At 67.1% G+C, this 13,345-nt stretch carries 12 protein-coding genes; 4 read left to right on the top strand and 8 right to left on the bottom strand.

The features are described 5' to 3' along the window. Window positions 1-92 precede the first annotated feature (92 nt). The gene (locus tag ACJH6H_RS09960; RefSeq protein WP_212807913.1) at window positions 93-1,442 is read left to right on the top strand and encodes an aldehyde dehydrogenase; all 1,350 of its coding nucleotides are present in this window, start codon (window positions 93-95) and stop codon (window positions 1,440-1,442) included. Between the two features lie 25 nt (window positions 1,443-1,467). On the opposite strand, the gene ACJH6H_RS09955 is transcribed toward ACJH6H_RS09960, so the two are convergent. Beyond that, the gene (locus tag ACJH6H_RS09955; RefSeq protein ID WP_212807912.1) at window positions 1,468-2,505 is read right to left on the bottom strand and encodes a hypothetical protein; all 1,038 of its coding nucleotides are present in this window, start codon (window positions 2,503-2,505) and stop codon (window positions 1,468-1,470) included. Between the two features lie 13 nt (window positions 2,506-2,518). Next, a complete protein-coding gene (locus ACJH6H_RS09950; RefSeq protein WP_318984821.1) occupies window positions 2,519-3,358 on the bottom strand; it encodes an alpha/beta hydrolase in 840 nt (279 codons plus the stop codon). Window positions 3,359-3,418: 60 nt separating this feature from the next. On the opposite strand from ACJH6H_RS09950, the gene ACJH6H_RS09945 reads away from it, so the two are divergent. The 3 genes from ACJH6H_RS09945 (at window position 3,419) to ACJH6H_RS09935 (ending at window position 6,129) form a co-directional block, all read left to right on the top strand. Further along, on the top strand, window positions 3,419-4,450 hold the full coding sequence (locus ACJH6H_RS09945) for a sigma-70 family RNA polymerase sigma factor (RefSeq protein WP_212807910.1): 1,032 nt from the start codon (window positions 3,419-3,421) through the stop codon (window positions 4,448-4,450). Between the two features lie 101 nt (window positions 4,451-4,551). Beyond that, complete coding sequence (locus ACJH6H_RS09940; RefSeq protein WP_212807909.1) at window positions 4,552-4,854, top strand: DUF732 domain-containing protein; 303 nt, start codon at window positions 4,552-4,554, stop codon at window positions 4,852-4,854. 147 nt (window positions 4,855-5,001) lie between these two features. Further along, entirely contained in the window at window positions 5,002-6,129 is a 1,128-nt protein-coding gene (locus ACJH6H_RS09935) for an NDMA-dependent alcohol dehydrogenase (RefSeq protein ID WP_212807908.1), read from the top strand. Between the two features lie 69 nt (window positions 6,130-6,198). On the opposite strand, the gene ACJH6H_RS09930 is transcribed toward ACJH6H_RS09935, so the two are convergent. The 6 genes from ACJH6H_RS09930 to ACJH6H_RS09905 form a co-directional block, all read right to left on the bottom strand. Beyond that, window positions 6,199-7,086, bottom strand: a complete 888-nt coding sequence (locus ACJH6H_RS09930) for an AraC family transcriptional regulator (protein WP_231388117.1) — start codon at window positions 7,084-7,086, stop codon at window positions 6,199-6,201. Window positions 7,087-7,324: 238 nt separating this feature from the next. Next, on the bottom strand, window positions 7,325-8,236 hold the full coding sequence (locus ACJH6H_RS09925) for a DUF4349 domain-containing protein (protein WP_318984822.1): 912 nt from the start codon (window positions 8,234-8,236) through the stop codon (window positions 7,325-7,327). A 194-nt stretch (window positions 8,237-8,430) separates the two neighbouring features. Continuing rightward, window positions 8,431-9,207: an SDR family NAD(P)-dependent oxidoreductase gene (locus ACJH6H_RS09920; RefSeq protein WP_064978891.1), complete on the bottom strand. Its 777-nt coding sequence runs from the start codon at window positions 9,205-9,207 to the stop codon at window positions 8,431-8,433. A 51-nt stretch (window positions 9,208-9,258) separates the two neighbouring features. Next, a complete protein-coding gene (locus tag ACJH6H_RS09915; RefSeq protein WP_318984823.1) occupies window positions 9,259-12,243 on the bottom strand; it encodes a hypothetical protein in 2,985 nt (994 codons plus the stop codon). Window positions 12,244-12,423: 180 nt separating this feature from the next. After that, the gene (locus ACJH6H_RS09910; protein ID WP_138247588.1) at window positions 12,424-12,804 is read right to left on the bottom strand and encodes a hypothetical protein; all 381 of its coding nucleotides are present in this window, start codon (window positions 12,802-12,804) and stop codon (window positions 12,424-12,426) included. Between the two features lie 69 nt (window positions 12,805-12,873). After that, window positions 12,874-13,317, bottom strand: a complete 444-nt coding sequence (locus tag ACJH6H_RS09905; protein WP_318984824.1) for a MarR family winged helix-turn-helix transcriptional regulator — start codon at window positions 13,315-13,317, stop codon at window positions 12,874-12,876. Between the last annotated feature and the right edge of the window lie 28 nt (window positions 13,318-13,345).

Raw genomic sequence — 13,345 nt, 5'->3', positions numbered from 1 at the left:
CGATATACCCACCGCTGAAGGTTGGACACCTCCTCCTGCTCCCGACGGGTTCGATCAGGGCTCGGCGGGGTAAGCGAGGTTGCGTGCAAACCATGGAATTGACGGTTCTGGATCCCCGCACCGGCGACACCGTGTCGCGGGTGCCGATCGCGGGCCCGCCGGAATGCGACAGCGCAGTCGAACGGGCCCGCGAAAGCCATCCCGCGTGGGCCCGCACGCCGGCGGCCGACCGGGCCGCCTGCCTGGAGTCCGCGGCGGCTGCGATCCGCGACGCCGCCGACGGATTGGCCGAACTGAACGAACGCGAGACCGGCAAGCCCGCACCCGATGCGTTGGGTGGCGTACAAGCCGGCATCGGCACACTGCTGCAATACGCCCAGCTGGGACCGCTTCACCGCGGCCACAGCTTGCAGGGAAATTGGGCCGCAACCGATCTCATGATTCCGCAGCCGCGGGGAGTCGTCGCGGTGCTGACACCGTGGAACGATCCGGTGGCCGTGGCGGCGGGCTTGCTGGGCGCTGCGCTGGCCACCGGAAACACGGTGGTGCACAAGCCGAGTGAGCGGTGCCCGGGCACAGGCCGGTGGTTCGCCGAACTACTGGCGGGCCACCTGCCCGAGGGCGTCCTCGAAATCGTCGACGGAGATGGGTCGACGGGTGCGCGGTTGGCGTCGGCCGAGGCGGTTGACGTCGTCGCGCATGTCGGGAGTAGCGCCACCGGCAGGTCGATCGCGCGGGCCTGCGCCGAGCGGGGTGCCAAGGCACTGCTGGAAAACGGCGGCAACGACGCGCTGATCGTCGACGCGGGAGTGCAGACCGACTGGGCCGCCCAGCAGGCAGCGCTGGGCGCCTTTGCCAACGCCGGCCAGATCTGCGTGTCAGTGGAACGCATCTACGTGGTGGAGTCGCAGCTCGAGGCATTCGTCGAGGCGCTGCTCGGTGAAGCGCGCGAATGGTCCCACCGGATCGGGCCGCTCGTCGACGAGCGGCACCGCACTCACGTGCACCAGCACGTCACCGACGCCGTCTCGCGCGGTGCGCGTGTACTCATCGGCGGCGAACCACTGGACGGGCCGGGCACGTTCTACCCGCCGACCGTTCTGACCGGCTGTACGCCGGACATGCTCGTGTTCAGCGAGGAGACCTTCGGGCCCGTCGCCGCTGTGCGCAGCGTGCCCGACTTCGACACGGCACTGGCCGAGGCAGCCGACGACCGGTACGGCCTGGCCGCCACGGTGTTGACCGGTGACATGGGACATGCCCAGGAGGCCTGGCGGGCGCTGCCGGTGGGAACTGTGAAGATCAATTCGGTGTTCGGCGGCGCGCCGGGTGGTGCGGCCGAACCGCGCCGCGCCAGCGGCAACGGATTCGGTTTCGGCCCTGAGCTGCTCGATGAGATGACGGCGATGAAAGTGGTGCACTGGTCCCCGCCGGCCGCCTGAGTCGGCCCAACCCGAACCGTGGTGACTACTTGCCGACGAAGCCGTCCAGCGCGCCCGTCAGCTGCGGGGACAGCGGCGCCTTGTTCGCGTAGTTGGCGACGTTGTCGGTCGGATCGTCGCGCAGCACGTGGCTGACACCCTTGAGCGGAACCACGGTGAGCGCGGTGTGCGCCAGCGCGGCGATCAGCGGCTGCTCCGCCTCGCAGAAGGCCTGAACGTCCGAATCCGAGCAGGTCAGCAGCACCGGCATGCCGTTCGGCAGCTTCGCGGCCAGCGCCAGCGGGTCGATGGCGTCTGCCTCCAGCACCGCCTTGGCGTTGGCGGGGTTGAGGATCGCGCTCAGACCTTCGGGCAGTTTGGCCGGCGGCGTGCCGGTGGCGCGCGTCGACGCGACGGCCGCTGCCCAGTCCGCCAGCACCTGGTCGGCCTGTTGCCGGGTCTTGGCGCCGGCTTTCACGTCGGCGTCGACCGAGGCGCGCACGCGGTTGGTGATGACATCGAGATACCGGCCGGCCAGCGGCTGCAGCAGCGCGAGGGAGTGGATCTTCGGGGCATCCGGGCCGGTGTCGGTGGCGAGCGCCAGCGCGTGGACGGTGCCCTCGCCCAACCCGTAGACCGAGATGCGCGCGGTGTCGGTGCCCTTCTGCGCGGCCAGGAACTTCACGGCCGCCTTGGCGCCGGCGGTATACACCGCGCTGCCCACATCACGCAGGTTCTGGGCGTGCGGCCCGAGCCCGGTCTTGCCGGTGCCGACCTTGTCGTACCGCAGGCTGTCGACCTTCTTGTCGGACAGGTACTCGGCGAGCTGCCGCATGTTGCCGACCTTGCCGGCGACGGCGTTGTCACCGTTGCGGTCGGTCTGGCCGCTCTCGGAGATCAGCAACACCGACGGCGCCGCGGCAGCTCCGGGCACATGGCGGTAGCTGCCGTGGATGGTCAGGCCGTCGGCGACGAAGCTGACGTCCTCATCGACCCAGTCGCTGCCACCGCCCGGCTTGTCCGAACCGCACGCCGCCACCGCCAGCACCGCCAGCCAAACCAACAGGCGCACAGCCCATTTCACGCGAGCACCCCAGTCACAGCCGCACTTCGATCCAGCTCACGACGTCGTCGAGCACCACTGCCTTCTCGGGCTCGTTGAACACCTCGTGGTACAGCTTCGGATAGACCTTCAGCGCCACGTCGGACGAGCCGACGCACTCCACCAGCTTGCGGCTGCCGGCCACCGGGACCAGCTTGTCGTCCTCGCCGTGCACCACCAACAGCGGCGCGGTGAGGGCGGCGGCGCGCTGCGGCATGGTCTCGCCGACCTCGATCAGCGCCTTGCCCACCCCTGCGGGCACCTTGCCGTGGTACACGAGCGGGTCGGCGTTGTAGGCCGCGACCACCTCGGGATCACGCGACACCGCGTCGAACGGCAGGCTCTCCGCGGGCAACCCGGGAAGGATGGAACCCAGCACCTTCGCCGCCAGCGCCAACGGCAGGCTGACCTGGGAACGAGCGTCGACCGCCGGGCCGGACAGCACCATCAGCTTGTAGTCGTCGGGATGCTCGACGCCGTACGCGAACACGATGCCGCCACCCATGCTGTGGCCGAGCACGACCCGTGGCAGCTCGGGATATTCGGCGGTCGCGAGGCCGACCAGATGATGGAAGTCCCCGGTGTACTCGGAGATGTCACGGACCACCACGCGCTTGCCACCCGAGCGGCCATGGCCGCGGTGATCGAGAGCGAAGGTGATCAACCCCGCCTCACCGAAGCGTTGCGCGACATGGTCATAGCGACGGGCGTGCTCGCCGAAACCGTGGGACAGCACCACCACGCCCGTCGGATCGGTCTCGGGCACCCAGACGTCGTAGACGATCCTGGTGCCACCGATACCGTCGAAGCTGCGTTCGCTGCGGGTCGTGGCCATGGAGAGACAATATCTGGGGTCGGCCCACGGCGCGTCCGTCGCCGCCGCGACTCCCGCCGGATGTCACACCCCCTGCGTACCCTGGGTCACGTGAGTGTCCTCAGAGAAGACGCGGCAGCCACACCGGCACAGTCCAGGGACGCGTTCCTGGCCGACGCCCAACGGCACCGGCGCGAGCTGCTGGCCCACTGTTACCGCATGACCGGTTCTCTGCACGACGCCGAGGACCTGGTGCAGGAGACCTACCTGCGCGCCTGGAAGGCCTACGACAACTTCGAGGGCAAGTCGTCGGTGCGGACCTGGCTGTACCGCATCGCCACCAACACCTGCCTGACCTCACTGGAAGGCCGTCAACGCCGGCCGTTGCCGTCGGGGCTGGGCCAGCCGGCGGCCGACCCGCAGGCCGAGATCACCGAGCGCACCGAGACCGCCTGGCTCGAGCCGCTGCCCGACGTGCACGACGCACCGGGTGATCCGCAGACCATCGTCGGCTCACGCGAGTCGGTGCGGCTGGCGTTCATCGCTGCGCTGCAACATCTTTCGCCTCGCCAGCGCGCGGTGCTGGTGCTGCGCGACGTGCTGCAGTGGAAGGCCGCCGAGGTCGGCGAGGCCGTCGGCACGTCCACCGCGGCCGTCAACAGCCTGTTGCAACGGGCCCGCGCCCAGCTCGATGCCGTCGGCCCCAGCCAGGACGACGTCCTGGTCGCTCCGGAGTCCGACGAAGCCAAGGACCTGCTGGCCAAGTACGTCAACGCCTTCGAGTCCTACGACATGGACGCGCTGGTCAAGCTGTTCACCGCCGACTCGGTGTGGGAGATGCCCCCGTTCGACACCTGGTACTCCGGCCCGCGGGACATCGTCGAGCTGTCCCGTTTCAAGTGCCCCGCCGAGCACCCGGGCGACATGCGGTTCGTCGCCACCACCGCCAACGGGCAGTCCGCCGCGGGCATGTACATGCGCAATGCCGAGACCGGCCAGCACGAGGCGTTCCAGCTGCACGTGCTGGACATCAAGCCCGACGGCATCTCGCACGTCGTCGCGTTCATGGACCCGACGCTGTTCGAGAAGTTCGGACTGCCGGCCCACCTCTGAGGGCCACCGAAACGGTAGGGATCTCCCTTATATCTCCACCTGTCGATCGCCGATACGTTCAGTGGCACAGCCTCGTGACCTGCTGACGAAAGGGATCGATCATGAAGACCGTGCTGCTCGGCGCCGCCGTGATCACCGCCGCCTCTGCCGTTTTGGCGGCCCCGCCGGCGACCGCGAGCCCCGGCTCGTTCCTGGAGGAGATCAGCATCAACGGCGCCACCCTGCCCGGCAAGACGCCCGACCAGATGGTGGCCGCCGGCCAGGGCGTCTGCAAGGACCTGCGCGGCGGCGTGACGGTTCTCGACGAGATGACGGTCGTCGAGAAGGCATACGCCTTCAATCAGGGCGCGCTGTTCGTCAGCGCCTCGACCACTCACCTCTGCCCCGACTTCGCGGGCGGTTAGACCACACGAACCGCGGCCCCAGGGCACTAGCCACCCTAGTCTGCAAGTGACTGGTGAGTAGGTTCTTAGTTATCATCTACGCAGGTCAGGGCGCCTCTATACCATCATTCTGGAACGTGTTCTTACTTTGTGGCTATGATCTTCGTCATGAAGACCAAAGGTGCTCTGCTGTGGGAAGTGAACTCCCCGTTCCAGGTCGAGGAGATCGACCTCGGTGACCCCGTTGCCGACGAAGTCCAGATTCAGATGCATGCCGCGGGCATGTGCCACTCCGACTACCACCTGACCACGGGCGCGACCCCGATGCCGCTGCCCTGTCTCGGCGGGCACGAGGGCGCGGGCGTCGTCACCAAGGTCGGCAAGAACGTCACCGGCATCGAAGAGGGTGACCACGTCATCCTCGCGTTCATCCCGGCCTGTGGCTCCTGCCCGCCGTGCATGAAGGGCTTCCGCTCGCTGTGCGACCGCGGCGCCGTCCTGCTGGGTGGCAAGTCGATCGCCGACGGCACCAACCGCATCCACACCGCCGGCGGCAAAGAGGTCGCGGCGATGAACCTGCTGGGCACCTTCGCGCCGTACATGACGGTCCACAAGGATTCCGTCGTCAAGATCGACAAGGACATCCCGTTCGAGTCCGCGGCCATCATGGGTTGCGCCGTGCCGACCGGCTTCGGCTCGGCCACCAACGTGGCGCAGGTCCAGCCCGGTGAAACCGTCGCCATCGTCGGTGTCGGCGGCATCGGCATGAGCGCGCTGCAGGGTGCGGTGATCTCCGGCGCCAAGCACGTCATCGCCATCGACCCGAATCCGTGGAAGCGCGACCAGGCGATGAAGTTCGGTGCGACGCATGTCTACCCGTCGATGGCCGAGGCCATCGCGCCGATGATCGACCTGACCTGGGGCCTGATGGCCGACAAGGTCATCATCGCCGTCGGCGAGATGAAGGGCGAGTACATCGAAGAGGCCATGATCCTGACGGCCAAGACCGGCACCTGCGTCGTGACCGGCATGGGCTCGATGATGGACGCCGACGTCAAGCTCAACCTGTTCCTGTTCACCATGCTGCAGAAGACGTTGAAGGGCAACATCTTCGGTGGCGGCAGCTCGCACATCGAGACCCCGCGCCTGGCCGCGCTGTACAAGTCCGGTCTGCTGAACATCGACGACATGATCACGCGGACCTACAAGCTCGAGGACATCAACCAGGGCTACCAGGACATGTTGGACGGCAACAACATTCGCGGTGTCGTCACCTTCGACGAGTCCGACTGGTAATTGTTCTCGCGAACAGCCGAAGCTGCCCCTTTTCCGCGGAGAAGGGGCAGTTTTGTGTCCTGGTCACGATCACCGGGCGTTCCGATACGCACTGGGCGATACGCCGACGCGCTTCCGGAACGCGGTGGCGAAGTGGTTCGGCGTCGAAAAGCCAACTGATGAGGCAATTTCGGCGATACTCGTCGCGCTGGACATCAACAGCATCTTGCCACGGTCGATCCTCAAGTCCAGGAGGAACTGGTACGGCGTGGTGTGAAAGGCCCGCCGGAACGCGCCGATGAACGCGTGCACCGGCATCCCCGCCAACTGTGCCAGTGCATCCAGATGAATCTCGGAATCCATTCCGTCGCTGAGGAAGTCGACGAGCCTGGAACGAGTCTGGGCGTCGAGGTGCCGATGCCCTGGTTTCCTCGGTGCCGTCGCGGTGTACTTCTCGCAAATCAGCAGGCGGGTGGTTTCAGCCAACGAGTGGGTGAGTAATCGCGCCATGGCGTCGTCACGGTCGGCAACGCTGTAAATTTCCTCGACCAAATGGTGAATGAGCCTGTCCCGGTACTTGATTCGGGGCAACAGTGCCGTGTCGTCGATCACCCCGCGCGGGACGGCAATCTCACAAATGCCGGCGACATCGCCTTGGACCAGCGCCGCACATTGAACGCCCGCCGGCTTCCACCAGACGTCTCCCGCCGTCGGCGGCACCTGGCCCGATGGTCCCCAGTCCAGCGCGGTCTGGATGGAATGCATGGCGCCACCGCGATATACGTACACCAGATGATGCGTGTCACTGAAGCTGCACCAATCCGTTGGCGCCGAGATGCGCTCCGTGGAGAAGGCGAACGACAACCCGCGCGCCGCAACATCCTCGCGCTCCAACACTATTCGCGGCGTAAGCGGGCGGTCGCCGTCCCACGGCTTCATCCCCATCGGAAACCCCACTGGCACATCATTTTCGATCACACGGTCGGCGGAATGCTAGGCCTTCCGAGATAAACCGTGGCTGGTTTTGCAAACCTACCTTCTAGTAACTTCGCCTGGTTTGAATATTTGAAAAGCCCCACAGAATGTGAATGCACATCTGCCGTTCAGTCCGTACTTTTTGGGCCGGTCAGTGACAGCTGACCTCCTCGACTGAACCAAAGCGAACCGCGATCTCAATTCCTTTCGAGATCGGGGGCTTTCGCACGACGTGCGGAAGCTACTCCTCCGAGTCGGAGGCGGCTGTCGCGGGCTCTGCCGCCACGGCGCGCTTGTGCCGCGAGCCGGTCCACTTGACGAAGGCGTAGAGCACCCCGCCGAGGACCGCGAGCGGAATCAGCCACGGCAGCAGGAATCCGAACGCCAGTACGAGGTGAGAACCAAAGGCCCACAACGTGTCCCAGCCATGTTCGATCTGCCCGAAGAACCCGTGATAGCGCTCCGGGGCTGGGCCACCGCGACGCTCGGCGGTGATCTGGACGTCGACCGAGCTGTAGGTGATCTGGTCGCGGAGGGTGTCGCGCTGCGCCTGCAGGCTCTGTAGCTCGGCCTGCCTCGACGACAACGCCTCCTCGGCCTTGATCAACGCATCGGGGTCCTTCGAGTCACGCATGATCCCGAGCAACCGATCCACCGACGTCTTCAGCGCGGTGATCCGGGCATCGAGGTCGACACGGCGTGCGGTGACGTCGTCGGTCTTGACCTCGAGGGTCTGGACCGTACCGAGCCCCTTGAGCGACGCCAAAGCAGCGTCGAGCCCGTTGGCCGGCACTCTCAGCACCAAGTGGACGCTCGCGCGGCCGGACGTCGACCCGGCGTCGTCCGAGCGCTCGTCGACGCGTCCGCCCGCTTTGTCGACGATCGTGGTCGCCTTGTCCGCGGCGGCCGCCGGGTCGGCGGTGACGAGGATCAGCGACGCGGTCTTGACGATGTCCCGCGGTTGTTCGACGGGCGGCGCCGGCGCCTCGGGGGCACCGCCTTTGAAATCCGCGCCACTCTTGAGCGGCGCCGGTGCCGCCGGGGCCGACTCGGAATGCCGCGTCGAGTTGCCGCCGCTGCACCCGGCCACCAACCACAACGAGGCGATCGACAGAGCGAGAAATACGACCGGCCGGAACCGCGTGCGCGTCATGCCATCCGAGCGTACCGAGCGATTCACAGGAATTCGGCGGCGAATGTGCAGCCAGATCGCCAAGACGGCTGGATCCGCAATCTCTGCGCACATTCGGTGCGGGGTCGGCGCGCGCAGTCCCGCGGGGCGACCCCGCAACAAAACTGCCCCTCATCCGAAGACAAGGGGCAGTTTCGTGTCTGTTCGCGAAAGAACTACTTCGGAGGCATCCGGATGCCGCCGTCGACGCGGACGACCTCGGCGTTCATGTACGAGTTGGTGATCAGCTCGATGACCATGGAGGCCAGCTCCTCGGGCTTGCCGAGGCGGTGCGGGAACAGCACCGACTCGCCGAGCTTGGCCTTGAAGGCCTCCGAGGCTTCGCCCTCGCCGTAGATCGGGGTGTCGATCAGGCCGGGGGCCACGGTGTTCACGCGGATGCCGACAGCCGACAGGTCGCGCGCGACCGGCAGGGTCAGGCCCACGACGCCACCCTTGGACGACGAGTACGCGGCCTGGCCGATCTGGCCGTCGAACGCCGCGACGCTGGTCATGTTGACGATGGCACCACGCTCACCGGCCTCGGTGAAGTCGTTCTTGCTCATCTGGGTGGCGGCGATGCGGATGCAGTCGAAGGTGCCGACCAGGTTGATGTCGAGAACCTTCTTGTACAGGTCCAGGTTGTGCGCCGACTCGAACTCGCCGTCCTTGCCGATGGTGCGCTGGGCCCAGCCGACACCGGCCGAGTTCACCAGGGCGCGCAGCGGGCCGAGGTCAGCGGCGGTCTTGACCGCGTCGATGATCTGCTCGGTGTTGGTGACGTCGACGGTGACGAAAACGCCGCCGATCTCCTTGGCGAGCGCCTCGCCCTTCTCGGCCTGGAGGTCGGCAATGACGACCCGGGCACCCTTGGCGGCCAACTGACGGGCAACAGCCGCACCGATTCCTGACGCGCCGCCGGTGACGACCGCGCTAGCTCCATTGATATCCACGCCGACAGCGTATGCGAGACCGTCCGCTCACCGGGACGGACCTGGCAAAGCTCAGGCGGCGTGCTTGCCGCTGCCCGATTCCGGCGCGCGGTGCTTGCCGCCGCTCGACGACGGCGCCCGGTGCCGGCCCGTTCCAGCGTTGTCGGCGTCGGGTTTCGCCGCGGACGAATCCGCGCTCTCCGCATTGCCTTTGGGCTTCGGCGCCTTGGTGGTCTTGGTGGTCTTGGTGGACTTGGGCTTGCCCGCCTTGCCTTCGCCCTTGTCCGTGCTCTTGGTCGCGTCGGCGGGCTTGCTGCCGTCCGGCGCCGCCGTTTCGTTCGCCGCACCCGTCGGCGCCGTCGGCCCGGCGGCATCGTCCTTGGCATGTTTGGGTTTCGTGAGGTCGTTCGTCGTCGGTTCAGCCGACGGGGACTCAGCGGGCGTCGTGGACGCCGGCTCGGTCGCTGTCGTGCCCGTCGTCTGCGCACCGGTGGCGGTGGTCGCCGCGGCGATGGCCGCCGGCGGCTTGGACTTGTTGGTCGTCGCGACCGGGGCGGACGCCGCCACCGCGGTGGGCGTCGGGGTTGCGGCGACCGATGACGGCAGCGCACCCAGACTCAACAGACTGCCGCCCTTGCTGATCACCGAGATCGCACCCGAGATGGCGTTGGGCACCGACACCGGGCCGGTGAACGCTTTCTCGAACCCCGTGACGAGTGACGTCATCAGGCGGGGAACCACCTTCGACCAGTCGATGTGCGGCAGGGTCCCGAACTGCACCGGGGTGGCCGCGGTGTTCAGCGTGCGCAGGTACTGGCCCGATGCGGGATCCCAGTACGCGTCCGAGTAGCCCAGGTTGACCAGACTGGTCAGGATCGGCGACAGCGCGTTGCCCAACCGGTAGGCGACGTTCCCGACGGGCGTCAGGCCGACGAGGTTCAACGCATCACCGGCGAGGTAGACCGGCTCCAGCAGGGGCAGGTGGTTCGCCGCGGCCGTCAGATAGATGTTGGTGTTGGTCGAGCCGCCGCTCGCCAGATTGGTGACCATCGACTCCAGCTGCGTAATCAGCTGACCGGCCGCCGTGGCCTGGTCGACGCCGCGCAGGATGTACGTCGGCATCAGCCCGGCCGCCAGGTTGTTCAGCAGCGTCACCGGGTTCGCCCAGGCCGCGAAGTCGGACAGCGGCTGGTACTCGACGGTCGCGTCGATCTTGACGGGCACCAGGTTCGCGCCGCCGAGAGCCAGCCCGGTGCCGCCGAGTGCCGTGCCGCCGCTGCTGGTGATCGCGACGTCCGGGGTGACGGCGTTGACGCCCAGCAGCCGCAGGAACGACGAGAATCGCGCCAGCACACCGCCATTCGCGCGGCCCGCGTTGTTGAGCAGAATCTCCGGCAACAGGGTCAGACTGCCGGCGATCGACGTGGCACCTGTGTAGTTGAGCCCGCCCGGCTGCGACGACAACTTGGCCAGCACGTCCCGGTAAGCCGCGCCGGCCGAGAACGCGCCGAGGCCGCTGGCCACCACGATGGGCACTCGAACCGACCCGACGTCCAGCGACGGGATGGCGTTGACGACGCCGAGCACCGCGCTGCTCAGCACTCCCGTCAACGCTCCCGACACCGTGCCCGACAGGCCACTGGTGGCGCCGGAGACGACGGTGCCGACGACGCTCGTGACCGTGCTGCTCACGGTGCTGTTGACCAGGGTGCTGATGCTCGTCCCATTGGTCAGGCCGGTGACCAGGCCGCCGATGAGGGGATTCAGCGCGTTCACCACGGTGCTGGTGAGGTCGATCGGCAGTCCCACGAGCGGCACGTAGCTCAGGCCCAGGTCGCCGACGGCGGTGCTGATCGCGGTGGTCAACGCCGACGTCAGCGTGCTGGTGCTGCCGACCGTGCCGTCCACGGTGCTGGTCAGGGCGCTGGTCAGCGCAGTCGTCAGCGAGGTGGTGAGCGAACTCGTCAGCGTGCTGGTGAGTGCGTTGGTCAGGATGGGCGTCAGGCTCGTCGCCAGGGCGCCGGTGTTGAGCGCGTTGGTGAGGTTGGTCGCCAGCGCGTCCTTCAGCGTGTCGGTACCGAGGGTGAGGTATGCGGTGTTGTTGACGCGGTCGGCGATCGCGGTCTCGGTGCCCGGAGTCCAGCCGATGTCGACACCCAGCAGCCGGGCCAGCGTGAAGGCCGGGCCTGCGGTGGTCACGGAGATCGCATTACTGTCGACGAGGCTGCCGAGGTTCAGCCCGGCCAGGTCGAGCAAGGTGCCGACGCCGATGTTGCCCGCGGCGTCCTGGAATCCCGCGGCCTGCAGCAGCGGGTTGACCAGATCGCCGAGGTTGCCGGTGACGATGCCGCTCAAGGCACCGGTGAGCGTGCCGCCGAGGCCGTCGGTCAGCGCGCCGCCGGACAAGCTGCCCGTCAGACCGCTGGTGATGCTGGTGGTCAGCTGCCCGATGAGGTCGGTGGCGACGAGGTTGGCCACCGTGGTGGCCAGGCCCGAAACGTTGAGCAGACCCGAGAGGCTCAGCGGTATCCCCACGATGGGAACGGTGATGGACAGCCCGCCCAGCATCGTTTGCAGCGGCCCGACCAGTGCGCTCACCAATCCCGTCTGCAAGGTGCTCAGGAAGGTCGTGCCGGTCAGACCCGACAGCGCGGTGTTCAGTGCCGAGCTGACGGCCGCGCTGATCGCCGTGCTCAGTTGCGACGTCGTCCCGGCGCCCACTTGCGAGGTGAGACCCGAGACCAGATCGGGGCTCAGCATGTTCAGCAGCGACGGCACGTTGATGCTGCCCACGTTGGCGTTGAGCACATCGGCCAGCAGGCTGGGCGGGATCTGCGCCAGCAGCGTCTGCAGCGTCACGGTCGGTTTGCGACCGAACTGATTGACCAGCGCCGGCAGCACCGCGTCGACGGTGTTCTGGAACGCCTGGTAGGGCGTGGTGGCGGCCGTCAGGTCCACCGCGCGGTGACTCTGGGCCAGCAACGCCGTGGGCGTCGGCGCGGGCGCGACGACGGCGGTTGCCGTTGCGGTCGCCGCCACGACTCCCAGTAATGCCAAACGCGATCCGCGTACGTCGACTTCACGATGACTGCCAGCCATGTGCCCCGCCCCATCCCGCAATATTGACTGCGACGACAGGACGCTAACACCGGTGTACCAGCAATTTCCGGTGAATTGACGGTTGTGTCATATGCCGGCACGGGCAGCCGACAGGCCAGCAAACCTGCTAGCGCATGACTACTGCGGGCAGACCAACACCTGCTCGTGGAAATGCCAGCTGTCGATGTTCACGTATTCGCCGGGGGCGCCGGGGACGGATCCGCTCGAATTCAGTTCGGGGATGTAGACCGCGTTGATTCGCGCTCCGAAACCGAAACCGGTGTTGTACTTCACGCCACCGTCCTGCTCGATGGCCCAGTTCACCATGCCATCGGTGTACGTATAGGTCCGAAGGAGTTGCAGATCCTTGCCGATTCCGAAGCTCTTCTCGCGCTTGAGGACCATCGGGGTGCCATCCAAAGGAATGCAGCGTTCCGCGTGCGCCTGGGGAGCCGGCAGCCATGCCAGCCCGGCGACCAGTGCGCCCGCTGTCGCAATCGTGGCGACCGAATGTTTCACGTGAATCCTCCCCGCAAACCCGACGGTCCCTACTGTAGCCGCGATTTCGTCCCGGCTCCCCGGGTCCGTTCAGTCCAATCGCTGGAGCACCGTCGCCGTCCACCGCCGCAGCGCGTCCGCCTGCGACCGGTTCATGCCGTCGAACACCACCGAGCGCACCAACTCGGCATGCCCGGGTGCGGCGGCCTCGAGGGCGTCCCGCCCCTTTGAGGTGAGGGTGACGACGGCCGCGCGCCTGTCATCGCTCGACCCGGATCGCTCGATCAGCCCGCGCGAGCGCATGCGCGCCAGCTGATGCGAGACCCGGCTCTGCTCCCACCCGAGATGGGTACCGAGCTGACCCATGCGGCAGTCCGGTAGCTCGCTGAGGGCGACCAGTATGTCGTAGTCCGCCAGCGACAACCCGTGATCGCGCTGCAGCTGCCGGTTGAGCGCCAGCTGCAGGCGGCCACTCATGGCCAGATAGGCGCGCCAGAGGTCCTGTTGGTCGTCGGTCAGCCACACGAAATATATGACACATCATTTATGTTGTGCCGTCCAG

Origin of the sequence: Mycobacterium sp. SMC-21 (genome assembly GCF_045310825.1) — a bacterium.
Lineage (GTDB): Bacteria > Actinomycetota > Actinomycetes > Mycobacteriales > Mycobacteriaceae > Mycobacterium.
The sequence above is the reverse complement of the archived record's forward strand: the minus strand, read 5'-3'. Positions and strand labels throughout refer to the sequence as shown.

What these genes read in the sequence shown, in the direction of transcription:
- ACJH6H_RS09960 (WP_212807913.1), top strand. Translation starts at nt 93, where the DNA reads ATGGAATTGACGGTTCTGGATCCCCGCACCGGCGACACCGTGTCGCGG.
- ACJH6H_RS09950 (WP_318984821.1), bottom strand. Translation starts at nt 3,358, where the DNA reads ATGGCCACGACCCGCAGCGAACGCAGCTTCGACGGTATCGGTGGCACC.
- ACJH6H_RS09945 (WP_212807910.1), top strand. Translation starts at nt 3,419, where the DNA reads ATGTCACACCCCCTGCGTACCCTGGGTCACGTGAGTGTCCTCAGAGAA.
- ACJH6H_RS09940 (WP_212807909.1), top strand. Translation starts at nt 4,552, where the DNA reads ATGAAGACCGTGCTGCTCGGCGCCGCCGTGATCACCGCCGCCTCTGCC.
- ACJH6H_RS09935 (WP_212807908.1), top strand. Translation starts at nt 5,002, where the DNA reads ATGAAGACCAAAGGTGCTCTGCTGTGGGAAGTGAACTCCCCGTTCCAG.
- ACJH6H_RS09925 (WP_318984822.1), bottom strand. Translation starts at nt 8,236, where the DNA reads ATGACGCGCACGCGGTTCCGGCCGGTCGTATTTCTCGCTCTGTCGATC.